General features: G+C 64.4%; 22 protein-coding genes. 21 read left to right on the top strand and 1 reads right to left on the bottom strand.

Annotation, left to right across the window (positions count from 1 at the left end):
• Positions 1 to 417 (bottom strand): MaoC family dehydratase, encoded by a 417-nt coding sequence (locus ACE3QM_RS16835; protein WP_048409548.1) that lies wholly within the window; start codon positions 415 to 417, stop codon positions 1 to 3.
• 320 nt (positions 418 to 737) lie between these two features.
• On the opposite strand from ACE3QM_RS16835, the gene ACE3QM_RS16830 reads away from it, so the two are divergent.
• From ACE3QM_RS16830 to greA, 21 genes are all read left to right on the top strand, one after another.
• Positions 738 to 1,487: an electron transfer flavoprotein subunit beta/FixA family protein gene (locus tag ACE3QM_RS16830; protein ID WP_048409549.1), complete on the top strand. Its 750-nt coding sequence runs from the start codon at positions 738 to 740 to the stop codon at positions 1,485 to 1,487.
• A gap of 3 nt (positions 1,488 to 1,490) precedes the next feature.
• Positions 1,491 to 2,423: an electron transfer flavoprotein subunit alpha/FixB family protein gene (locus ACE3QM_RS16825; protein WP_048409550.1), complete on the top strand. Its 933-nt coding sequence runs from the start codon at positions 1,491 to 1,493 to the stop codon at positions 2,421 to 2,423.
• Positions 2,424 to 2,644: 221 nt separating this feature from the next.
• Positions 2,645 to 4,426 (top strand): acyl-CoA dehydrogenase C-terminal domain-containing protein, encoded by a 1,782-nt coding sequence (locus ACE3QM_RS16820; RefSeq protein WP_231462441.1) that lies wholly within the window; start codon positions 2,645 to 2,647, stop codon positions 4,424 to 4,426.
• A 917-nt stretch (positions 4,427 to 5,343) separates the two neighbouring features.
• Positions 5,344 to 5,658, top strand: coding sequence for a hypothetical protein (locus ACE3QM_RS16815; protein ID WP_048409552.1), 315 nt, complete (start codon positions 5,344 to 5,346; stop codon positions 5,656 to 5,658).
• A gap of 612 nt (positions 5,659 to 6,270) precedes the next feature.
• The gene (locus ACE3QM_RS16810; protein ID WP_374423474.1) at positions 6,271 to 6,900 is read left to right on the top strand and encodes a hypothetical protein; all 630 of its coding nucleotides are present in this window, start codon (positions 6,271 to 6,273) and stop codon (positions 6,898 to 6,900) included.
• Positions 6,901 to 6,913: 13 nt separating this feature from the next.
• Complete coding sequence (gene gspD / locus ACE3QM_RS16805; protein WP_374423472.1) at positions 6,914 to 9,061, top strand: type II secretion system secretin GspD; 2,148 nt, start codon at positions 6,914 to 6,916, stop codon at positions 9,059 to 9,061.
• Positions 9,058 to 10,518: a type II secretion system ATPase GspE gene (gspE, locus tag ACE3QM_RS16800; RefSeq protein ID WP_374423470.1), complete on the top strand. Its 1,461-nt coding sequence runs from the start codon at positions 9,058 to 9,060 to the stop codon at positions 10,516 to 10,518. Before gspD ends, gspE begins: the two co-directional genes overlap by 4 nt.
• Positions 10,518 to 11,729 carry a type II secretion system inner membrane protein GspF gene (gene gspF / locus ACE3QM_RS16795; RefSeq protein WP_374423468.1) on the top strand — a complete coding sequence of 404 codons (1,212 nt, stop codon included), beginning with the start codon at positions 10,518 to 10,520 and terminating at the stop codon, positions 11,727 to 11,729. Before gspE ends, gspF begins: the two co-directional genes overlap by 1 nt.
• Before the next feature lie 24 nt (positions 11,730 to 11,753).
• Positions 11,754 to 12,014, top strand: a complete 261-nt coding sequence (locus ACE3QM_RS16790) for a hypothetical protein (RefSeq protein ID WP_048409557.1) — start codon at positions 11,754 to 11,756, stop codon at positions 12,012 to 12,014.
• Positions 12,015 to 12,042: 28 nt separating this feature from the next.
• Positions 12,043 to 12,486 carry a type II secretion system major pseudopilin GspG gene (gene gspG, locus ACE3QM_RS16785; protein ID WP_374423465.1) on the top strand — a complete coding sequence of 148 codons (444 nt, stop codon included), beginning with the start codon at positions 12,043 to 12,045 and terminating at the stop codon, positions 12,484 to 12,486.
• 13 nt (positions 12,487 to 12,499) lie between these two features.
• The gene (locus tag ACE3QM_RS16780; protein WP_374423463.1) at positions 12,500 to 12,976 is read left to right on the top strand and encodes a type II secretion system protein; all 477 of its coding nucleotides are present in this window, start codon (positions 12,500 to 12,502) and stop codon (positions 12,974 to 12,976) included.
• Positions 12,973 to 13,353 carry a type II secretion system minor pseudopilin GspI gene (gspI, locus tag ACE3QM_RS16775; protein ID WP_048409560.1) on the top strand — a complete coding sequence of 127 codons (381 nt, stop codon included), beginning with the start codon at positions 12,973 to 12,975 and terminating at the stop codon, positions 13,351 to 13,353. Before ACE3QM_RS16780 ends, gspI begins: the two co-directional genes overlap by 4 nt.
• Positions 13,353 to 13,925 (top strand): type II secretion system protein GspJ, encoded by a 573-nt coding sequence (locus ACE3QM_RS16770; RefSeq protein ID WP_231462434.1) that lies wholly within the window; start codon positions 13,353 to 13,355, stop codon positions 13,923 to 13,925. Before gspI ends, ACE3QM_RS16770 begins: the two co-directional genes overlap by 1 nt.
• A 29-nt stretch (positions 13,926 to 13,954) precedes the next feature.
• On the top strand, positions 13,955 to 14,902 hold the full coding sequence (gspK, locus tag ACE3QM_RS16765) for a type II secretion system minor pseudopilin GspK (RefSeq protein WP_374423460.1): 948 nt from the start codon (positions 13,955 to 13,957) through the stop codon (positions 14,900 to 14,902).
• Entirely contained in the window at positions 14,889 to 16,076 is a 1,188-nt protein-coding gene (gene gspL, locus ACE3QM_RS16760; RefSeq protein ID WP_374423458.1) for a type II secretion system protein GspL, read from the top strand. Before gspK ends, gspL begins: the two co-directional genes overlap by 14 nt.
• Before the next feature lies 1 nt (position 16,077).
• Positions 16,078 to 16,587, top strand: coding sequence for a type II secretion system protein GspM (gene gspM / locus ACE3QM_RS16755; RefSeq protein ID WP_053074347.1), 510 nt, complete (start codon positions 16,078 to 16,080; stop codon positions 16,585 to 16,587).
• Positions 16,584 to 17,333, top strand: a complete 750-nt coding sequence (locus ACE3QM_RS16750) for a type II secretion system protein N (RefSeq protein WP_374423455.1) — start codon at positions 16,584 to 16,586, stop codon at positions 17,331 to 17,333. The genes gspM and ACE3QM_RS16750 overlap by 4 nt, the downstream gene beginning before the upstream one ends.
• Before the next feature lie 270 nt (positions 17,334 to 17,603).
• Positions 17,604 to 18,731: a glutamine-hydrolyzing carbamoyl-phosphate synthase small subunit gene (gene carA / locus ACE3QM_RS16745; RefSeq protein WP_231463206.1), complete on the top strand. Its 1,128-nt coding sequence runs from the start codon at positions 17,604 to 17,606 to the stop codon at positions 18,729 to 18,731.
• Positions 18,732 to 18,746: 15 nt separating this feature from the next.
• Complete coding sequence (gene leuE / locus ACE3QM_RS16740; protein ID WP_048409566.1) at positions 18,747 to 19,397, top strand: leucine efflux protein LeuE; 651 nt, start codon at positions 18,747 to 18,749, stop codon at positions 19,395 to 19,397.
• Positions 19,398 to 19,488: 91 nt separating this feature from the next.
• Positions 19,489 to 22,719, top strand: coding sequence for a carbamoyl-phosphate synthase large subunit (carB, locus tag ACE3QM_RS16735; protein WP_374423452.1), 3,231 nt, complete (start codon positions 19,489 to 19,491; stop codon positions 22,717 to 22,719).
• A 150-nt stretch (positions 22,720 to 22,869) separates the two neighbouring features.
• Complete coding sequence (greA, locus tag ACE3QM_RS16730; RefSeq protein ID WP_048409568.1) at positions 22,870 to 23,346, top strand: transcription elongation factor GreA; 477 nt, start codon at positions 22,870 to 22,872, stop codon at positions 23,344 to 23,346.
• Positions 23,347 to 23,366: the final 20 nt, after the last annotated feature.

The raw sequence follows: 23,366 nt of genomic DNA, 5'->3' as shown, positions 1-23,366 counted from the left end.
TTAATTCTTGCTGGGCGCCTTGACTAGGGATTCGCCTTCCAGCACCACCTTGCCGCGGACCGTGCACTGCGTCGCCAGTTTGACGAAGTGCTTGTCCGGATTCAGCTCGATCACGGTGGCGCGGGCAATCACGGTGTCGCCGATGCGCACCGGGGCCTTGAAGCGGGTGGATTGCGACAGGTAGATGGTGCCGTGGCCGGGTAGCTGGGTGCCAACAACCGTGGAAATCAGGCTGGCCGTCAGCATGCCGTGCGCGATGCGAGTCTCGAACGGTGTTTGCTCCGCGTATTCCTGATTGATGTGCACCGGGTTGTTGTCGCCGGACACCGCTGCGAACATCAGCACATCGGCTTCGGTAATGGTCTTGCCGAATTCGGCGGAATCGCCGAGCTGAAGATCTTCAAACCAGACAGTCATGACCGCTCCTGACTTGATTATGACGGGAAAATGCTGCACTGCATTGTGACAGCTTTGGGCTGAAATGCAAATTGCCGAGAAATCACGTACTATCGGCGGCAAGTTGCGTTTTTGCCACGCCGCATGCAATACATGCCAACCAAACGCTCGTTTGAATTTGTGCTTGAGGCATAATCAAGCTTGCTTCGGCAATTGCTGCTTCCGCGTTCGATCAATCCAGACGGCGGCATTTCTGAAACGGCCGCCCAATGATGGCGCGGCGGCGGCACCAGGCCGCCCCAGGTTTCTTTAAGAGATGTCCAGAGGTTTGTTGGAGGAATATGAAAGTTCTAGTCGCTGTGAAACGCGTTGTGGATTACAACGTGAAGGTTCGGGTCAAGGCCGACGGCACTGACGTGGATATCGCCAACGTCAAGATGTCGATGAACCCGTTTGATGAAATCGCGGTGGAAGAGGCGGTGCGCCTCAAGGAAGCCGGCAAGGTCAGCGAAATCGTCGCGGTGTCGCTGGGCGTCAAGCAATGCGAGGAAACGCTGCGCACCGCGCTGGCGATGGGCGCGGATCGTGCCATCCTGGTGGAAACCGATGCCGAGCTGCAGCCGCTGGCGGTGGCCAAGCTGCTGAAAGCGGTGGCGGACAAGGAACAGCCGCAGCTCTTGATCGTCGGCAAGCAGGCGATCGACGACGACGCCAACCAGACCGGCCAGATGGTGTCGGCGCTGCTGGGCTGGGGCCAGGGCACGTTCGCGTCCAAGGTGGATTTGAGCGCTGAAACCGTGGATGTCACCCGTGAGATCGACGGCGGCCTGGAAACCGTCAAGCTGCGTCTGCCGGCGGTGGTCACCTCCGACCTGCGCCTGAACGAGCCGCGCTTCATCAAGCTGCCCAATATCATGGCCGCCAAGAAAAAGCCGCTGGACAAGACCACGCCGGCTGAGTTGGGCGTGGACCCGGCTCCGCGCCTGAAGACGCTGAAGGTCGCCGAGCCCTCCAAGCGCAGCGCCGGCATCAAGGTGGCCAATGCCGCCGAGCTGGTCGCCAAACTGAAAACCGAAGCAAAGGTGCTGTAAGCCATGGCCATTCTCGTTATCGCTGAACACGACAACCAGAGCCTGAAAGCAGGCACCCTGAACACCGTAACCGCCGCCGCCAAGTTGGGCGAAGTGCATGTGCTGGTGGCCGGCCACAACGCCGCCGCCGCCGCCGAGGCCGCCAAGAGCGTGGCCGGCGTCGCCAAGGTGCTGCTGGCCGACGCCGCGCACTACGCGCACGGCTTGGCTGAAAACCTGGGCGCGCTGGTGTCCGGCCTGGCCAAGAGCTACAGCCATGTGCTGGCGCCGGCGTCCTCCTTCGGCAAGAACCTGCTGCCGCGCGTGGCCGCCTTGCTGGACGTGGCGCAGATCTCCGAGATCGTCGCCGTCGAGTCCGCCGACACCTTCGTGCGGCCCATCTACGCCGGCAATGTGTTGGCCACCGTGCAATCCGTCGACCCGATCAAGGTCATCACCGTGCGCACCACTGCCTTCGACGCGGCGGGCCAGGGTGGTTCCGCCGCGGTGGAAACGGTGGCCGCGGCCGCCGACGCGCAGCTGTCCAGCTTTGTCGGCCAGGAGCTGACCAAGTCCGATCGTCCGGAACTGGGCTCGGCCAAGGTCATCGTTTCCGGCGGCCGCGCCTTGGGCTCCGAAGAGCAGTTCAAGGCGGTGATCGATCCGCTGGCGGACAAGCTCTCCGCCGCTGTCGGCGCTTCCCGCGCCGCGGTGGACGCCGGCTATGCGCCGAACGACTACCAGGTGGGTCAGACCGGAAAAGTAGTGGCGCCGCAGCTGTACTTCGCGGTCGGCATCTCCGGCGCGATCCAGCACCTGGCCGGCATGAAGGACTCCAAGGTGATCGTTGCCATCAACAAGGACGAGGAAGCGCCCATCTTCCAGGTGGCGGATTACGGCATCGTCGGCGACCTGTTCACCGTGGTGCCGGAGTTGATGGCCGAGTTGTCCAAATAATCCCGGATCCACGCCGCGAGGTTCTCGACGGCGTGGACAGGGTTCGGCGCGCCGCACGGCCGTCGGAACAATAATATTCAGCCGGCAACGCCCGCGCGTAGTCATCGGCCCGATGCGGTCCGGACCCGTCGCGGCGCTTGCCGGCTTTTCCATGTCTGCAAATAGAAACCGATTGCCGGCCGAACCGGCGGTCCAAGCCATCCAAACACGAGGAGAAGGCGATGATTTATCAAGCACCGATCAAGGACATTCAATTCGCGCTCAACGAGCTGGCCGAACTGCCGGCCATCTGCGGCTTGCCCGGCTATGGCGAATGTTCGGTGGAACTGGTGGACGCCATTCTGGAAGAGGGCGCCAAGTTCGCCGAAGGCGTGCTGGCGCCGATCAACAAGCAGGGCGACCAGGGCGCGACATGGCGCGATGGCGAAGTCAGCGCCGCGCCCGGTTTCAAGGATGCCTGGCAGCAGTATGTCGAGGCCGGCTGGGTGGGGCTGCGCGCGCCGGAAGCCTATGGCGGTCAGGGCATGCCGGCCTTGGTGGCGGCCGCGGCCGAGGAGATGTGGTGCTCGGCCAATCTGGCGTTTTCGCTGGCGCCGCTGCTGACCCTGGGCGCGGTCGAGGCCATCCATCACCACGCGTCGGACGCGCTCAAGAGTATCTATCTGCCGCGCATGTCCAGCGGTGAATGGACCGGCACCATGAATTTGACCGAGCCGCAGGCCGGCTCCGACCTGGCCCAGGTTCGCAGCAAGGCGCTGCCGCAGGCGGATGGCAGCTACCGCATCAGCGGCCAGAAAATCTTCATCACCTGGGGCGAGCACGATATGGCGGACAACATCGTCCACTTGGTGCTGGCACGGCTGCCGGACGCGCCGGCCGGGGTGAAAGGGATTTCGCTGTTCATCGTGCCCAAATTCCTGGTCAACGCCGACGGCAGCCTGGGCGCGCGCAACGATGTGCGTTGCGTGTCGCTGGAGCACAAGCTGGGCATCCACGGCAGTCCCACCGCGGTGATGAGCTTCGGCGACCAGGACGGCGCGATCGGCTATCTGGTCGGTGAAGCCAATAAAGGCTTGAACTATATGTTCACCATGATGAACCACGCGCGCTTGGGCGTGGGCATTGAAGGCATGGCGGTGTCGGAGCGCGCCTACCAGAAAGCGGTGGAATACGCGCGCGAGCGGGTGCAGAGCCGCGCAGTGGGCTCGCCCGATCCCAGCGGCGTGGCCATCATCCGCCATCCTGACGTGCGCCGCATGCTGCTGACCATGCGCGCCCAAGTGGAAGCGCAGCGGGCGCTGACCTTGTATGCGGCGGCGGCGCTGGATCGCGCCGCGCGCCACCCGGTGGCCAGCGAAGCGGCGCGCAACCAGGCATTGGTCAATTTCCTGATTCCCGTGGTCAAGGGCTGGAACACCGAGCAGGCCAATGAAATCACCAGCCTGGCGCTGCAAGTGCATGGCGGCATGGGCTATATCGAGGAAACCGGCGTCGCCCAGTATTACCGCGACGCGCGCATCACCGCGATTTACGAAGGCACCACCGGCATCCAGGCGCTGGACCTGATCGGGCGCAAGACCGCCAGCGATGGTGGCGCCACCGCGCGCGCCTTGCTGGAAGAGGCCACGGGCTGCGTGGCCAAATTGCGCGCGGCCGGGCTGGCGAGTCTGGCGGACAATCTGGACGAAGCGGTCAAGCAGGCGCGTGGCTGCGTCGATTTCATCCTGGCGACTTTTGCCGAGCAGCCGCAGCGGGCCGCCGCCGGCTCGGTGCCTTTCCTCAAGCTGATGGGCATCACCCTGGGCGGCTGGCAGATGGCTCGCGCGGCCTTGATCGCCAAGGCCAGGCTGGGGGAGGCCGAGGTGGATCAGGACTTCCTGCAGGCCAAGTTGGCCACCGCGCGTTTCTATGGCGAGCACCTGCTGCCGCAGGTGGGAGGCTTGGCCGCGGCTATTGTGGCGGGCGCGGACAGCGTGCTGGAGATGGATGAGGCCTGGTTCTGATTTTGCATAGCTAGTCAGTAAAAGCCGCACTGTGAAGTGCGGCTTTTTTATTAAATGCATTTATTTTTTGAGAAAAATATAATTTGTCTTTATGTTGATGTGGTACGGATGATGCGGTTTTTGATGGGGGCTCTCGTTGCGTTGACCTGAGTGGTTTGTTTGATTTTAAATAGTCAAGCTTTTCGGCGAGAGGTAAATGGCCAATAAAGTTTGAGTCTGCCTGAACTTATATGGTTGAGTATTTTTCACATTTAGAGGCTGTGCTAATCACAGTTTCGATATTTACCTTGCCTGTTTCTGGGGCCGTTTCTTCTTTCAATAATGCTTGAGAGTGGCTAATGAAATTCCTAATGCTGCGTTCCGCTAATTTGCCTCAGGCGTGAAATTGATTTTTATTGGCGGCCCTAAGTCGAACGGCTTGTATAAGGTGTGATTGGCCGGTGCGCTTAGAACCTGTTCAAAGTCTGCTGCGCTTCATGAGGCGTAGCACGGTGAGTACGAGCTCAAAATGCTCATGTACCACGAGTACATTCCGCTTTTTCGCTCGTTTTCGCCTTGTCTCGCCCTTGCTCGCGAGACTTTGAACAGGTTCTTAGGACTGGGAGGCCCGGTAAATCTGGATTTGGATAGGAGAGACGGTGTTGTTGGCCATAGAGGTATCGCTGATGTGCAGTCATTTGAGTCAGTGCTCGCACGAGTGTTGCGGATAATAGGCGTGAGTCATCGTGAAGACTGCAATGCTTGAGTGCTTGTATGGCTCAAACAGGAAGCAGATGATCAATGCTTGTTGGGCAGATGAGGGGTGGGTGGGCGATCAGCGCTTTGAATATAAACCGGGAGGAGGCGATGGCGATTGCCGAAAGAATCAGCAGCGATGCTGCAAGAGGGGCCAAAAGCCAGAGTGAAAGGAAGCAATGATGCCCAAATGGAGGATGAGGCTGGGCTTGTGGGCGGGATGGTTTGGCTTGTTTTTGTCGGTATTGGCTTTTGTCGCCAGCCTGATTTTTACGCCCGCGCTTATCGGAGCCCTGCTTGCCTTGCTTGGCGCGGCGGGCTCCATGTATGCGGGCGGTAAAAGAGTCGCAATATTGATCGTGTATTTTTCCTTTTCGACTATTCTTGTTAGTCCAGTATCGGGGTGGCTAATACCCCCCTGGCTGATCCTGCTGCTGCTTTTGCTTGGCATCGGCTTGTCTGTAGCGCTCTATTTTCATTACATAAAGAGTAAGTAGTCTCTACGATTCGTGGCAATATTGATGGGTCCGCAGGCTAGGCCATCAGGATTAGGGCGAGGATTTCCATTATCCTGTCCCGATTAAGGCGCGCGGACGGAATTGCGTCATGGGCATGCCATATGGCTGTCATTGCTCAATCATTGCTTGATGGCGACAAATTTAATGATGTTGAATTCGATATGCGATATAGTCATTTTTTGCGTTGACTGTATCTATTTGTCGTGCGAATAATTTGCTGCACAGAGCCTCAAACAAGCTGTTTTGGTGAACAGGCTGTCGTACGCGTTTGTCCGCCGAGCGGGCTGGCCTGGAGACCTTGAGACGAGACGCGCAGAGGCCGATAGCGCATCAGACGACGGCAATCGGTGCTGCACTGGGGTTTTTGGCGACTCTTTGAGAGCTCGTTCAAAGTCTCGCGAGCAAGAGCGAGACAAGGCGTTGCGGCTGAAGAAGCATACGGTAGGTGAGCATTCTGAAGATGTTTTCAACGCCCTAGCGCCGAAGCGTCGCAGACTTTGAACAAGTTCTAACAAGAGCAAGCATGCTTGGTGTGTCGTGCGGCTCCCCTTGTGGAGCTTTGCTTATCTCATATAACAGAAGCCCAAATGCATGAAGCAAGTGGTCCATTGGAGTGAAAAGGGGAAACGGTTGTTGCCGTCGGCGGCGGTGCTGGGGCGTCTGGTCGCCGCCTTGCCCTGGCTGGCGCTGGCAGGCGCCGCCGTGTGGCTGGGCACGGCCGTGGCGCCGTGGTTCGGCCCCGCCGCCAAGCAGTGGCGAGGCTTAAGCGAGCCAGCGCCGCAATCCGCCGCCGCCAAGGTGGCGATTGCGCATTGGTTTGGCGAGCCGGTGGCGCAGCAGGCGGTAGCCTTGCCGCCGGTGCGGCTGATAGGCGTGTACGCGCCGCAGGCTTCCGGCGTGCCGGGCTTCGCCGTGATCGATGACAATGGCCGCTCGGTGGCCTTGCTGCAGGGCAAGACAACGCCGGACGGCTGGGAATTGGCCCGGATCACCGCTTCCGGCGTGGTGATGCGCTCCGGCGGCAGCGAGCAGTTCGTGCCGCTGATCGAACGCGCCCCCGGTTCCGGCGGCGCTGGCGGCGTGGCTCCACCGTCCATGCCGATACCGTCCCCGGTCGCTCCTCCGTCCCAGGCTCCCGTTTCTCCTCCCGCCGTGGTTCCTGTGAATCCTGAAACCCCGCAGCAACCTGGGCTGGATTCCGCCAGCATGGTTCGCCAATAAGAAGACTGAATATATGCGTGTCCACAAACTCGTCGCCATCCTGGCCCTGGTCTACAGTTGCAATGCCGTCCTGGCCGCCGCGCCGCAGAATGACGCGGTGATGCTCAACTTCGTCAACGCCGACATCGAAACCGTGGTCAAGGCGATAGGCGAGATCACCGGCAAGAACTTCATCATCGACCCGCGGGTGAAAGGCACGGTCAACATCGTGTCCAGCAAGCCGGTGCCGCGCGCGCTGTCCTACCAGATCTTGTTGTCCTCGCTGCGCTTGCAGGGTTTTTCCGCGGTGGAGGGCGGCGGCGTGGTCAAGATCGTGCCGGAGGCCGACGCCAAGCTGCACGCCAAGGCCAGCAAGGGCATTCCACGCGGCGACGGCGACCGCCTGATCACCAAGGTGTTCACGCTCAAATACGGCAACGCCAATCAGTTGGTGCCGGTGATCCGGCCCATCGTGTCGCCCAACAACACCATTGCCGCCTATCCGCAGTCCAATGCGCTGATCGTTACCGACTACGCCGACAATATCCAGCGCATCGAGTCCATCATTGATTCGATCGAAAGCGCCGCCGCTGGCGATACCGTGGTGATACCGGTGTTGTTCGGCTCCGCGGTGGAGTTGGCCGGCAGCCTGAACAAGCTGCTGCAGGACAGCAGCGCTGGCGCCGACGGCGGCAAGACCACCATTATTCCCGACGCGCGCGCCAATGTGCTGATGGTGCGCGCCGATACCCCCGGCAAGATAGGCAAGGTCAAAAGCCTGCTCAAGCTGCTGGATCAGCCCAGTCAGGCCGGCGCCAATGTGCGCGTGGTCTATCTGAAGAACGCCGAGGCCGGCAAGGTGGCGCAGACGCTGCGCGCCTTGATGACCGGCGACGCCGGCCCGCTGCAGGGGCGCACCGCGGTGTCGACCAATGGCGGCTCCAGTTCCAGCTTGTTGAACCAGAGCAGCTCGAGCAGTGGCTCCAGCGCTTCGTCCGCGTCTTCGTCCAGCGCCGCGCAGGCGGCCAGCCCGGTGGGCGGCGACAGCGCGGCCAGCGCCAGCAGCAGCGGCGCTGGCGGCGGTGGCTCCATGATCCAGGCCGATCCCACCAATAACGCGCTAATCCTGAACGTGCCGGACGCGATGTACCAGAATCTGCGCAATGTCATCGACCTGCTGGACAAACGCCGAGCCCAAGTGCTGGTGGAGGCGCTGGTGGTGGAGGTGGCCGCGCAGCGGGCGATGGAGCTGGGCGTGCAATGGCAGGCGCTGGGCGCGCTCAACGGCAATGGCGCCGGCGTGTTCGGCGGCACCAACTTCCCCGGCAACAGCGGCCCCGGCATCATCGGCTTGTCCGGCGGCGCGCTGGCCGGCGGCACCGCCGCCACGCCGTTGGGCACCCTGGCCGGCTCCGGCGGCCTGAACGTGGGCTGGGTCAAGGGCACGGTCAATATTCCCGGCATCGGCACTGTGCTGAACATGGGTGCGCTGGCCAAGGCGATGGAAACCGAGGTGGGCGGCAATGTCCTGTCCAGCCCGTCCTTGATGGCGATGGACAATGAGAAGGCCAAGATCCAGATCGGCCAGGAAGTGCCCATCCTGACCGGCCAGTACAGCAATACCGGCGGCAGCAGCGGCGGCGCGGTCAATCCCTTCCAGACCTATGACCGCAAGACCATAGGCTTCAACCTGGAAATCACGCCGCAGATTTCCGAAGGCGGTTCCATCCGCATGAAGATTCTGCAGGAAGCGTCCACCATCGTGCCGGGCACCGAGAAGAACCCGCAAGGGCCAACCACCAACAAGCGCCTGATCGAGACCATCGCCAATGTCGACGACAGCGGCATCATCGCCATCGGCGGCCTGCTGCAGGAAACGGTGAGCGACAATGAGAGCAAGGTGCCGCTGCTGGGCGACATCCCGTGGCTGGGCGCTTTGTTCCGCTACAGCAACAAGCAGCGCAACAAGACCAATCTGATGATCTTCATCAAGCCCACCATCATTCGCGATGATCTGGGCGCGCGTTCCATCGCCACCGATCGTTACAACTACATCATCGGCGAGGGCCAAAAGGTCGAGAAGGAAAAGCTGCAGATGAACTTGGATTCGGCGCTGAAATCGCTGCCGGAGGGCGGTATCCGCTCCACGCTGGAGCAGAGCCTGAAGGCGCAGCCGAAATGAACAAGCCCAAGCTGTCGCCGACGCTGGCCTTTCCGTTCGCGCGCGCCAACGGCGTGATCCTGCTGGACGGGGAGAGCGGCCGCCATCTGCTGCTGCGCGAGGACTGCCGGCCCGAGGCCTGGGCCGAAGTGTTGCGTCTGCACGGCCAGGGCTTGTCCGGCATCGAGACGCTGGAAGCGGCGCTGTTCGACAAGCGCCTGTCCGAGCACTACGCCAACCGCGACGGCGCGGCGGCCGAGGTGGTGGACGATATCGGCCAGGACCTGGACCTGACCCAGATGGTGGAGTCCTTGCCGACGGTGGAGGATTTGCTGGAAAGCGAGGGCGACGCGCCCATCATCCGCATGATCAACGCCTTGCTGACCCAGGCGCTGCGCGACGGCGCCTCCGACATCCACATCGAGGCCTTCGAAGACCGCTCGGTGGTGCGCTTCCGCCTGGACGGCTCGCTACGCGACGTGGTCAGCCCGCATCGCGCCTTGCACGCGGCCATGGTGTCGCGGATCAAGATCATGGCCAATCTCGACATTGCGGAAAAACGCATTCCGCAGGATGGCCGCATCTCGCTGCGCCTGGGCGGCCGCCCAGTGGATGTGCGGGTGTCCACCCTGCCCACCAGCCATGGCGAGCGCGTGGTGCTGCGCCTGCTGGACAAGGAAAACGCTCGTCTCGACCTGGCCACGCTGGGCATGGCGGCGGACACGCTGCAGGCGGTGGACAAGGTGATCCGCCAGCCGCACGGCATTCTGCTGGTCACCGGCCCTACCGGCTCGGGCAAGACCACCACCTTGTACGCGGCGCTGTCCCGCTTGGACGCCCAGCACACCAATATCATGACGGTGGAAGACCCGGTGGAATACCACCTGGACGGCGTGGGTCAGACCCAGGTCAATCCGCGCATCGACATGAGTTTCGCCAAGGCGCTGCGCGCGATTCTGCGTCAGGATCCTGACGTGGTGATGATAGGCGAGATCCGCGACCTGGAAACCGCGCAGATCGCGGTGCAGGCCTCGCTGACCGGTCACCTGGTGCTGGCCACGCTGCACACCAACGACGCCGCCTCGGCGGTGACGCGCTTGGTGGACATGGGCGTCGAACCCTTCCTGCTGGCGTCCAGCCTGCTGGGGGTGATGGCGCAGCGCCTGGTGCGCAGGTTGTGCCCGCAGTGCAAGGCGCCGCATCCGGTGCCGCTGGAAGGTTCGGCGGATACTCCGCATTACCGGCCGGTGGGTTGCGCGGTCTGCGGCCATTCCGGCTACAAGGGGCGCTACGGCGTCTATGAGCTGCTGCTGGTCGACGATGCGCTGCAGCGCCTGATCCACGACCGCGCCTCGGAACAGAAAATGCGCGATCACGCCGCCCGCCATGGCATGCGCTCGCTGCGCGACGACGGCCTGCGCTGGGTCAAGGCCGGCGAGACCTCGCTGGAAGAAATCATGCGGGTGACGAGAAACTGATGGCCGCCTTCCGTTTCACCGCGCTCAATCCCGCCGGCAAGGAGCAGAAAGGCCTGCTCGAGGCCGATTCCGCGCGCGCCGCGCGCAGCCAGCTGCGCGAGCGCGGCCTGCTGCCGGTGGAGGTGGAAGGCGTCAACGCCAAGAGCGGCGACGCCGGCAGCATCGCCCTGCGCCGCGGCCTGCCGCGCGCGGAACTGGTGATGATCACCGAACAGCTGTCCACCTTGCTCAACGCCGGCCTGCCGCTGGAAAAGGCGCTGACCGCGGTGACCGAGCAGTGCGAGCATCCGCGCAGCCGCACCGTGCTGGCTGCCTTGCGCAGCGACATCCTGGAAGGCAAGAGCTTCGCCCAGGCGCTGGCCGCCGCGCCCGGCGTGTTTTTTCCGCTGTATCGCTCGCTGGTGCAGGCCGGCGAACAGTCCGGCCATCTCGACACCGTGATGGCGCGCTTGGCCGAATACCTGGACAAGCGCCAGAACACCCAGCAGAAAGTGATGCTGGCGATGGCCTATCCGGCGGTGGTCACCGTGGTGGCCATCCTGGTGGTGGCCGGTCTGATGAGCTATGTGGTGCCGCAGGTGGTCAGTGTGTTCGCCCAGACCAAGCAGACCTTGCCCTTCCTGACCCGGGCGCTGGTGGCCGCCAGCGATTTCCTGCGCCAGTGGGGCGTCGCGCTGCTGGTCGGCATCGTCGCCGCGCTGTTCCTGACCGTGCGCGCTCTGCGCGCGCCGGCGCTGAAGCGGCGCTTCCATGCCCGGCTGCTGAAACTGCCGGTGTTCGGCCGCCTGCTGCGCGCGCTCAACACCGCGCGCATGGCTAGTACCCTGTCCATCCTGGTGGGCAGCGGCGTGCCGCTGCTGACCGCGCTGGAAACGGCGCGCGGGCTGATGACGCTGCTGCCGATGCAGGACGCGGTCAGCGAGGTGATGGCCAAGGTGCGCGAAGGCGTGGCGTTGTCGCGCGCGCTGCACGCCACCCGCCAATTCCCGCCGGTGCTGATTCATCTGATCGGCAGCGGCGAATCCAGCGGCACGCTGGCCCATATGCTGGACCGCGCCGCCCAGCAGCAGGAGCAGGAAGTCGAGCGCAAGCTCGCCACCTTCACCACGCTGATGGAGCCGCTGCTGATCCTGTTCATGGGCGGCATGGTCTTGTTGATCGTGCTGGCCATCATGATGCCCATCATCGATATGAACCAGATGGTGCATTGATTTTTTGCGGAAAGAAGCACGGCAATGTCTCACAAGGCGGTTTTGCAGCAATGGGTGTTGGAAGCGTTGGCCGCGCACGGCGGCAAGGCGGAGCGGCTGACGGTGGCCAAGCATATCTGGCACGCGCATCAGCGCGAGCTGGAAGGCACCGAATTGTTTTACACCTGGCAGTACGATATGAGCTGGGCGGCGGCGGAGCTGAGAAAGCTCGGCCAATTGAAGCCGGCCAATGCCGGCCCGTCCGGCGTGTGGGCGCTGTCCGGCGACGGCCCCTCGCTGTTTTAACCCTGAACATATGGCAGTAGGAGCAGATATGCGACACCTTTCCCAAGCGGCCCAACGCGGCTTCACCCTGATCGAAATCATGGTTGTGATCGTGATCCTCGGCGTGCTGGCGGCACTGGTGGTGCCCAAGGTGATGAGCCGCCCGGACGAGGCGCGCGCCGTCGCCGCCAAGCAGGACTTGGGCGCCTTGAGCCAGGCCCTGAAGCTGTACCGCCTGGACAACGGCCGCTATCCCAGCAGCGACCAGGGCCTGCAGGCGCTGGTGCAGAAACCGAGCTCGGCGCCGGAACCGAAAAACTGGAAACCGGGCGGTTATCTGGAGCGCCTGCCCAAGGATCCGTGGGGCAATCCCTACCAGTACGCGAATCCGGGCACCCACGGCGAGATCGACATCTGGAGCTTCGGCGCCGACGGCGAGCCGGGCGGCGAGGGCGTGGACGCCGATATCGGCAACTGGGACGTAGCCAAGTAAGGCTGGCTCGCCCATGACTTCCTCCGTGCCGGCGCGCGGCTTCACCCTGATAGAAGTGATGGTGGTGATGCTGATCATCGGGGTGCTGGCCACCACGGTGACGCTGAGCATGCGGCCGGACACCCATCGCCAGGCCTCGGACGAGGCCTATCGCTTGGCGCGGGTGCTGGAGCAGGCGGCGGACGCCGCCGAAATGGGCGATCCGCTGGCGCTGGTGGCCGATGCCAAGGGCTACGGCTTTCGTCGTCGCGGCGACAACGGCGACTGGGGCGGTGCCAACGACGAACTGCTGGCCGACCGCTTGTGGCCGGAAGGCATCCATGGCGGCGCCCTGCTGCTGGACGGCCAGCCTTGGCCGGCGGGCCGGCCGCTGCCGCTGTGGCAGGACGGCCGCGCCAACGCGCTGGCGCTGGAAATCAAGACCGACACCCGCCGGCTGGCGGTGACGCTGTCGCCGCTGGGGCGCAGCCAGGTGGACGAAGGCCAATGAGACGCGCGCGCGGGTTTACGCTGTTTGAGGTACTGGTGGCGCTGGCCATCATCGCCGTGGCCTTGGGCGCGCTGCTGCGCGCCACCGGCTTGGCCGCCGACAATGGCGAAGGCATGAAGCGCCGGATGCAGGCGGCCTGGGAAGCGCAGAACATGATCGCGCTGATGCAGGCGCGCCGGGAATGGCCGGAAGTGGGCGAGCAGGCGGGAGAGCTGGAAGACGACGGCGCGCGCTGGCGTTGGCAGCGCGTGATCAGCCAGACTCCGAACCCCAATTTCCGCAAAGTGGTGGTACGGGTGCTGGCCCAGAGCGACAGCCGTTACGTGCTGGCCGAGATGACCGGTTATCTGCGCATGAACGCTGGAGGCGGCTCGTGATGCGCGGCCGGCAGGACGGGATGACCTTGATCGAGATCCTGGTGGCGATGAGCTTGCTCGCCATCCTGTCGGTGCTCGGCTACAAGGCCTTCGGCTCCTTGCTGATTTCGCGCGAACGCCTGATGCAGACCAGCCAGCAATGGGTGGACGCGGCGCGCGCGTTCCGGCGGCTGGAAGGCGATCTGAGCGGCCAGGTGCCGGCGCCGACGCAAGGGCAGGGGCCCAGCCTCGGCGCCAGTCAATTGCTGTTGCAAAGCGATGGCGACGGCCAGACGCTGACCTTGCAGAATTTTTCCGCTCGCTATCCCGGCGGCGAGGAGCGCATCAGCTACCGCGCCGGCGCGCAAGGGCTCAGTTGGGCCGCCGGCGACGCCCAGGGCGCGGCGCCGACCGCGTACACGCTGCTGGGCAAGGATGCCGCGGTGCGCTGGCGCGTGCTGCTGGACGACGGCAATTGGCTGGACAACTGGCCGCCGCGCGAGGCCAGCCCCTCGCGCAGCCCGCGCGCGCTGGAAATGCGCATCCGCATGCCGGGCAATGAATGGGCGAAACGGATATGGGCATTGCCATGAAGTCGGGGCCGCGCGGGAAGCAACAAGGCATGGCCGTGATCATGGCCTTGCTGATCGTGGCGCTGGCCACCACCGCCGCCTCGCTGGTGTTGTGGCAGCAAGGCCTGTGGTGGCATCAGCTCGACAACGACCGCAATCGCGCCCAGCTGAGGCTGGTGGCCGACGCCGGTTTGGGCTGGGCGATGGAAATCCTGCGCTTCAACAACGGCGCGGCCGGCAACGGCGTGGTGGCCTTGTCCCAGCTGTGGGCGCAGCCGCTGCCGCAGACCGAGGCCCAGGGCGTGACCGTGGCCGGGCAGTTGAGCGATCTGCAAGGGCGCTTCAATCTGAATTCGCTGGTGCAGAACGGCCAGCCCAATGCGCGGCAGCTGGTGTTCTACAAGCGGCTGCTGACCACGCTGGGCCTGCCCACCCGTTTGTCCGATCCGCTGGTCAAGCAGTTGCGCGGCGGCAAGGACCAGGACGAGGCCAGCCAGCCCGCAGGCGAAAGCCGGCTGCCGGAGCCGGGCGCGGCGGCGCCGGGCCATCCGCTGCTGCGAGTGGAAATGCTGCGCTGGGTGCCGGGCTATACCCCGGAGGTGTTGGACAAGCTGCTGCCGCATGTTGCGGCGCTGCCGGCGGAAGTCAGTCAGATCAATATCAACACCGCCACGCCGGCGGTGATGAAAACGCTGTTGCCGGGGGTCGGCGACGGCAATCTGCTGGTGCTGCTCAACCAGCGCAAGGTCAATTATTACAAGGACACCAATGATTTCAAGGCGCGGCTGCCGGCGCCCGGCATCATCGCCGACACCGATATCGCGGCGGCCTCGAATTATTTCATGCTGGACAGCTCGGCGCGGCTGGAACGCGCGCGCCTGGACATGCGGGCGCTGATCTACAGCAATATGAACGTGGTGAAGGCGCTGTGGCGGCAAGACGGCGCCGGGCGGCCGCAGCCGGCCAAGGGAAACGGAAACCAGAATGACAACGCTTAGATTGTATTTGCGGGCTGGCTGGCCCGATAGCGAACCGGGCCTGCCCTGGGCCTTGCTGGGCGCGCGTGGCGAAGTCAGCGCCCAGGGCGACGGCGCGCCGGCCGGATGGCCGCGCGCCGACCGCTGCGAGCTGATCCTGCCGGCCGGTCGCACCCTGTTCACCCAGGCGCGGCTGCCGGACGCGGTCAAGCAGCCGACGGCGGCGGTGCTGGGCTTCGCGCTGGAAGAAGGGCTGATCAACGATCCGGCAGCCAATCTCTACGCCGTCGGCGCGGCCTTGCCGGACGGCCGCCGCGCGGTGGCGGTGACCGAGGCCTTCCCGGTGCGGCGCGCGGTGGCCATGCTCAAGAGCGCCGGGCGCTTGTGCGATCGCATCCTGCCGGAGGAAAGTCTGCTGCCGCTGCCGGCGCGCGATGGCTGGAGCGTGGCGCGCGGCGCCGACGGCTGGCTGTTGCGGCTGAGCGCGGCGCGCGCCATCCGCCTGCCGTATTGCGGCGAGTTGGCCGAGCAACTGCTGTTCGCTCGGCTGGCGGCGGAGTGGCCGCCAGCCAGCCTGAGCGTGTGCGGCGCCGACGCCGCCCTGGTCGGCGCGCGCCTGCCGGCATGGCAGGGCGAACCCAGGCAATTGGCCGCCCATGATTGGCGCAGCGGCCAGGCACAGCAAGCGTTTGACTTCGCCAACGGCGATTTGGCGGCCAATCGCCGCTGGCGCGACTGGGGACCGGCGCTGCGGCGCACCGGCTTGGTGCTGGGTGGCCTGCTGGCGGCGCAGCTGGCGCTGACCCTGGGCCAGGCCGGCTGGTACGCCTGGCAGAAACAAAGCCTGTCGGCGGACATCCGCGCCGCCGCCAAGCCCTGGATCGGCGGTCAGGCGATGCCGGGCAGCAGCGCGTTGGCGATGACGCGCGCGGTGGACAAATTGCGGCTGAGCCACGGCCTGCCGGCGCGCGACGACGCCTTGGAACTGATGGGCGCGCTGGCCGCGCTCAGCGGCCGCGAACTGCAAACCCGTTCGCTCAGCTATGACAGCGGCCGGCTCAAGCTGCAGGTGGCGGAAGTGCCGGCGGACACGCTGCAGCGCTGGCGCAGCCAATTGGCCGCCCAGCAGATCCGCCTGGACGTGGCCACCACCCAGCAGGGCACCAAAGAACTCAGCCTGTCGCGAGAACCTTGAAATGAAGCAATACCGTGAACAATTCGCCGTCTACTGGCGGCAGCGCAGCCGCCGCGAACAAGGGCTGCTGGCGGCAATGGCGCTGGTGCTCGGCGTCGGCCTGCTCTACGCCGCGGTGTGGGAGCCTGCGGCCAAATCGGTGGAGCGCAACCGCGCCGCTGTCGGGCGCTTGCAAGCCGAACTGAGCTATGTGGGGTCCCTGGCGCGCGAAGCCGAGCAACTGAAGCGGCAGCCGGCGCAGGCGGCCTTGCCGGCCAAGGAATTGATGCCGGTGATCCGACAGGTGGCGCAAAGCCAGGGATTGAACGAGGCCGGCTGGCGGCTGAGTCCGGAGGGCGAATCCGGCGTGGCGCTGGAAGGCGTGCTGGCCTTCGATGCCTGGGTCAAGCTGGCCGGCGTGTTGGCGGCTCAGCACCAGGTGCGTGTGCTCAGCGTGCAGACCGAGGCGCAGCCCATGCCGGGGCAGGTGCATATCAAGGCCTTGTTCGGCCATGCGGGAGGCGGCGCATGAAACGGAAGATACTGATGGGCGCGCTACTGAGCGTCTTGTTCCTGGCCGGCCTGATCGCCGCGCTGCCGGCTAGCTTGCTGTCGCTGCCCTTGCTGCGCGCCACCGGCGAGCGCTGGCAGTTCAGCGGCGCGCAAGGCACGGTGTGGCAGGGCAAGACGCAGTTGGTCTATGTCGGCGACAAGGGAGAAGTGCTGCCGATGAGCCGGATAGGCTGGCATTTCCAGCCCAAGGCCTTGCTGTCGGGACGGGCGATCTGGTTGCTGGAGAGCGACGGCCAGGACGGCAAGCTGGAGTGGGGCTGGGGCGGCGTGGAAGTGAACGGCATCAACCTGACCTTGCCGGTGGCGGCGCTGGCGAATCTGTCCAAGACCTGGCAGGCGGCGCGCCTTGGCGGGGATCTGCAGGTCAAGATCGGCCAGTTCAGCCGCAAGGGCGGTCAATTGAATGGCAATCTGCATGTCAGTTGGCTGGGCGCGGCCTCGCCCTTGAGTCCGTTGTCGCCGTTTGGTTCCTATCAATTGGAAGTCAACGGCGCCGGCGCCGGGGTGAGTTTGAACGTGACGACGCTGGACGGACCGTTGAATCTGAGCGGCCAGGGGCAGTGGCAGCCGGGCGCCGCGTTCGCGCTGGCCGGCAGCGCCGACAGCCCGCCGGAAAAATACGACGCCTTGAAGCCGCTGATGCTGATGCTGGGCAAGCCGAGCGGGCCGAACAGCGTGCAGTGGCAAATCCATCCAGGCGTCTGAGCGCCGCTCATTTGTCATGTTATCGAATTTTCTTGTGATTTTTTCTTCACGGCGGTACTATAGAAAGGTTTAACCAAACGGGACTGATGCGCCAGGCATCGAGTCCCGTTCTTCACATAAAGCAATTCGAAAACTTAGGGTAGGGACAGATCCCATCTGTCGCGGCGGAGGCCTTGCGCGAGCGAGGCGGCCGGGCCGGCGGACGGGGTCAAACAAAAACCGGCGCAGCCGGTTTTTCCTTACCCGCCGCAAACGCAATAGGAGCAGCTTGTGTCAACCGTACCCGCAATCCTTGTCTTGGCCGATGGCACCGTGTTCAAGGGCAGTGCTATCGGGGCCGCCGGACATACGGTGGGCGAGGTGGTTTTCAATACCGCCATCACCGGCTATCAGGAGATTTTGACCGACCCCTCCTATACCAAACAGATCGTCACCCTGACTTATCCCCATATCGGCAACGTCGGCGCGAATTCGGAAGACACCGAATCTCGCGCCGTTTTTGCATCCGGCCTGATCATTCGCGATCTGCCGCTGCTGCACAGCAACTTCCGCGCCGAAGACTCCTTGTCCGCTTATCTGAAGCGACACAATGTCGTCGCCATCGCCGACATCGACACCCGCCGCCTGACCCGCATCCTGCGCGAGAAGGGTGCCCAGGCCGGCTGCGTGATGGCCGGGGACATCGATGAGGCGCGCGCGCTGGAACTGGCGCGCGGTTTCGGCTCCATGGCCGGCCAGGATCTGGCCCAAGTGGTCAGCTGCGACAAGCCTTACGCCTGGACCGAGCGCGAGTGGAAGCTGGGCGCCGGCTATCAGGTGCAGGCGTCCACTCGTTTCCACGTGGTTGCCTATGACTTCGGCGTCAAGCACAACATCCTGCGCATGCTGGCCGAGCGCGGCTGTCAGCTGACCGTGGTGCCGGCCAAGACTCCGGCCGCCGATGTGCTGGCGCTGAATCCGCACGGCGTGTTCCTGTCCAACGGTCCCGGCGATCCGGAACCGTGTGATTACGCCATCGCCGCCATTCGCGACATCCTGGACGCCAAGCTGCCGGTGTTCGGCATCTGCCTGGGTCATCAACTGCTGGGCCTGGCCAGCGGCGGCAAGACGTCCAAGATGAAGTTCGGCCACCACGGCGCCAACCACCCGGTGCAGGATCTGGACAGCGGCCGGGTGATGATCACCAGCCAGAACCACGGTTTCCAGGTGGATGAAACCAGCTTGCCGGCCAATGTGCGCGTCACTCATCGCTCGCTGTTCGACGGCACGGTGCAGGGCATCGCGCTGACCGACCGTCCGGCCTTCTCCTTCCAGGGCCATCCGGAAGCCAGTCCGGGTCCGGAAGACGTCGCCTATCTGTTCGACCGCTTCATCGCCTCGATGGCGGAACGCGTTTAAGCGGGGAGCGGGGACATGCTGGGGATTACCGATCTCACCACCTATCTGCTGGGCGCCATCGTCATCGTGCTGCTGCCGGGGCCCAATTCCATGTATGTGCTGTCGGTGGCGGCGCAGCGCGGCACTCGCGCCGGCTTTGCCGGCGCCGGCGGCATCATCATCGGCGACTTCATCCTGATGACGCTGGCGGCCACCGGCGCGGCCGGCCTGCTGAAGGCCAATCCGGCGCTGTTCGCCGTGGTCAAGTATCTGGGCGGCGGCTACCTGGCCTGGCTGGGCTTCAATATGCTGCGCGGCGCGCTGACGGCCTGGCGCCGCGCCGCCCGCGGCGAAGCCGCCGAGGCCAAGTCGGTGCTGGTGGGAGAGGAGAACCCCTTCGTCAAGGCCTTGCTGATCAGCCTGATGAATCCGAAGGCCATCCTGTTTTTCGTGTCCTTCTTCGTCCAGTTCGTCGATCCCGCCTACCCGCATCCGGCGCTGACCTTCGTCGCGCTGGGGCTGATCGTGGAAGTGTGCAGCACGCTGTACCTGACCGCGCTGATCGTCGCCGGCCACCGGCTGGCCCAGGCCTTCCGCCGCCGCCGCAGGCTGAGCGCGGCGCTGGGCGGCTCGGTGGGCGCGTTGTTCGTCGGCTTCGGCGCCAAGCTGGCGGCGGCCAGCCTGTAAGACCAAGATTTAATATTCGCCAAGAAGCCGCCGGGCGTCCCAGGCGTCCGGGCTTCGCGGCAAACAAAATGCAATCATAAAGAGTAGAACCATGCCAAAGCGTAGCGACCTCAAAAGCATTCTGATCATCGGAGCCGGCCCCATCGTCATCGGCCAGGCCTGCGAATTCGACTACTCCGGCGCGCAAGCGTGCAAGGCCCTGCGCGAAGAGGGCTACAAAGTCATCCTGGTGAACTCCAACCCGGCCACCATCATGACCGACCCGGACATGGCCGATGTCACCTACATCGAGCCCATCACCTGGAAGGTGGTGGAAAAAATCATCGCCAAGGAGCGCCCGGACGCCATCCTGCCGACCATGGGCGGGCAGACCGCGCTCAACTGCGCGCTGGACCTGGCCAAGAACGGGGTGCTGGAAAAATACAAGGTGGAGCTGATCGGCGCCACCGAGGACGCGATCGACAAGGCCGAGGACCGCGGCCGCTTCAAGGAGGCGATGGCCAAGATCGGCCTGTCCTGCCCGCTGTCCTTCGTCTGCCACACCATGGAAGCGTCGCTGGAAGCGCAGGCCAAGGTGGGCTTCCCGACGCTGATCCGCCCATCCTTCACCATGGGCGGCTCCGGCGGCGGCATCGCCTACAACCGCGAAGAATTCCTGGCCATCTGCGAGCGCGGCTTCGAAGCCTCGCCCACCCATGAGCTGCTGATCGAACAATCGGTGCTGGGCTGGAAAGAGTACGAGATGGAGGTGGTGCGCGATAAGAACGATAACTGCATCATCATCTGCTCGATCGAGAACTTCGATCCGATGGGCGTGCACACCGGCGACTCCATCACCGTGGCGCCGGCGCAGACGTTGACCGACAAGGAATACCAGATCATGCGCAACGCCAGCCTGGCGGTGCTGCGCGAGATCGGCGTGGACACGGGCGGCTCCAACGTGCAGTTCTCGGTGAACCCGAAGGACGGCCGCATGATCGTCATCGAGATGAACCCGCGCGTCTCGCGTTCCTCGGCGCTGGCCTCCAAGGCCACGGGCTTCCCCATCGCCAAGGTCGCGGCCAAGCTGGCCGTGGGCTACACGCTCGACGAGCTGCGCAACGAGATCACGGGCGGCGTCACGCCCGCGTCCTTCGAGCCCTCGATCGACTACGTGGTCACCAAGATCCCGCGTTTCGCCTTCGAGAAATTCCCGACGGCCGACAGCCGCCTGACCACCCAGATGAAGTCGGTGGGCGAGGTGATGGCCATGGGCCGCACCTTCCAGGAGTCCTTCCAGAAAGCCCTGCGCGGCCTGGAAGTGGGCGTGGACGGCATGAACGAGAAGACCCAGGACCGCGAGCTGCTCGAAAAGGAACTCGGCGAGCCCGGCCCCGAGCGCATCTGGTACGTGGGCGACGCCTTCGCCATGGGCCTGTCGGTGGACGAGGTGTACGACCTCACCAAGATCGACAAGTGGTTCCTGGTGCAGATCGAGGAGATCGTGAAGATCGAGCTGGATCTGGACAAGCTCGCCGCCGAGAGGGGCGAGGCCGCGCTGGATGCGCTGGACGCCGGCACCCTGCGCACGCTCAAGAAGAAGGGCTTCTCCGACCGCCGCCTGGCCAAGCTGCTCAAGACCACGGAACAGGCCGTGCGTGACGCGCGCCGTGCCCTCAACGTGCGCCCGGTGTACAAGCGCGTGGACACCTGCGCCGCCGAGTTCGCCACCAACACCGCCTACATGTACTCGACCTACGAGGACGAGTGCGAGGCCGCGCCCACCGACAAGAAGAAGATCATGGTGCTCGGCGGCGGGCCCAACCGCATCGGCCAGGGCATCGAGTTCGACTACTGCTGCGTGCACGCGGCGCTGGCGCTGCGCGAATCCGGTTTCGAGACCATCATGGTCAACTGCAACCCGGAAACCGTGTCCACCGACTACGACACCTCCGATCGCCTGTATTTCGAGCCGCTGACGCTGGAAGACGTGCTGGAAATCTGCCGCATCGAAAAACCGTTCGGCGTCATCGTCCAGTACGGCGGCCAGACTCCGCTGAAACTGGCGCGCGCGCTGGAGGCCAACGGCGTGCCCATCATCGGCACCACGCCGGACATGATAGACGCCGCCGAGGACCGCGAGCGCTTCCAGAAGCTGCTGAACGAGCTGGGCCTGAAGCAGCCGCCCAACCGCACCGCGCGCGCGCCGGCCGAAGCGATGAAGCTGGCCGAGGAAATCGGTTACCCGCTGGTGGTGCGCCCGTCCTACGTGCTGGGCGGCCGCGCGATGGAAATCGTCCACGAGCCGGCCGACCTGGAGCGCTATATGCGCGAGGCGGTGAAGGTGTCCAACGACAGCCCGGTGCTGCTGGACCGCTTCCTCAATGATGCGATCGAAGTCGACGTCGACTGCGTGTCCGACGGCGACAGCGTGGTGATCGGCGGCATCATGCAGCACGTGGAGCAGGCTGGCGTCCACTCCGGCGACTCCGCTTGCTCGCTGCCGCCCTACAGCCTGTTCCCGGCGGTGCAGGACGAAATCCGCCGCCAGACCGTGGCCATGGCCCGCGCGCTGAACGTGGTCGGCCTGATGAACGTGCAGTTCGCCATCCAGGGCGACACCATCTACGTGCTGGAGGTGAATCCGCGCGCCAGCCGCACCGTGCCCTTTGTTTCCAAAGTGACTTCCGCGCCGCTGGCCAAGATCGCCGCGCGCGCGATGGCCGGCATTGGTCTCGTCGAGCAAGGCTTCACCAAGGAAGTGATCCCGCCGTTCTACGCGGTGAAGGAAGCGGTCTTCCCCTTCATCAAATTCCCCGGCGTCGACACCATCCTGGGCCCGGAAATGAAGTCCACCGGCGAAGTGATGGGCGTGGGCAAGACCTTCGCCGAAGCCTACGTCAAGGGGCAGCTGGGCGCCGGCGACCGCCTGCCCAAGACCGGCAAGGTGTTCCTGTCGGTGCGCGACAGCGACAAGAACGGCGCGGTGGAAGTGGCGCGCGAACTGCAGCGCCTGGGCTTCGGCGTCTGCGCGACGCGCGGCACCGCCAAGCACTTGTCCGCCGCCGGCATCGTGGTGCAGGTGGTCAACAAGGTCAATGAAGGCCGTCCGCACATCGTCGACATGATCAAGAACTCGGAAATCGACCTGCTGATCAATACCGTGGACGAGAAGCGCCAGGCGATTCAGGACAGCCACTCCATCCGCCGCTCGGCCTTGCAGGCGCGGATTCCACAATACACCACCCTGGCCGGCGCCAAGGCGGTGTGCGTGGGCATGGCCCACGCCGAGGAGTTCGACGTCTACAGCGTGCAAGAGCTGCACAGCCAGATTCAGGGTTGAGGCTGACGGCGGCTTAGTCCGTGGGGGCTTGGAAGCGGGAGCGGTTTGCCGTTACAATCCCCCCATAACCCGCTACTTCAAGCCGCCGTCCAGTACGGCGGCTTGTGCTTTTGATGAAGGCGGAGTGCCGCCTCTGGAGAGAATTCTGAAATGATCAAAGTCCCGTTGACCGTGCGCGGTGCCGAACTTCTGAAAGAAGAGCTGCAACGCCTCAAGAGCGTGGAACGTCCGTCGGTGATCGAGGCGATTGCCGAAGCCCGCTCGCATGGCGACTTGTCCGAGAACGCCGAATACGACGCGGCCAAGGAACGCCAGGGCTTTGTCGAAGGCCGTATCGCGGAACTGGAAGGCAAGATTTCCAACGCGCTGATCGTGAACCCGGCCGAGCTGGATGCCGACGGCCGCGTGGTGTTCGGCGCCACCGTCGAACTGATGGATCTGGAGAGCGAGGAAAACGTCACCTACCAGATCGTCGGCGACGACGAAGCCGACATCAAGGTGTGCAAGGTATCGGTGAACTCCCCGATCGCGCGCGCGCTGATCGGCAAGGAAGCCGGCGACGTGGCCGAAGTGGTGGCTCCGGGCGGCATCCGCGAATACGAAGTGCTCGACGTCAAATACATCTGATGGCGGCGGGGCGCGGGCCC

It is taken from the genome of Chromobacterium sp., assembly GCF_041912965.1.
GTDB lineage: Bacteria > Pseudomonadota > Gammaproteobacteria > Burkholderiales > Chromobacteriaceae > Chromobacterium > Chromobacterium aquaticum.
Note: the sequence above shows the minus strand (reverse complement) of the source record. Positions and strands in the feature narration are given on the sequence as shown.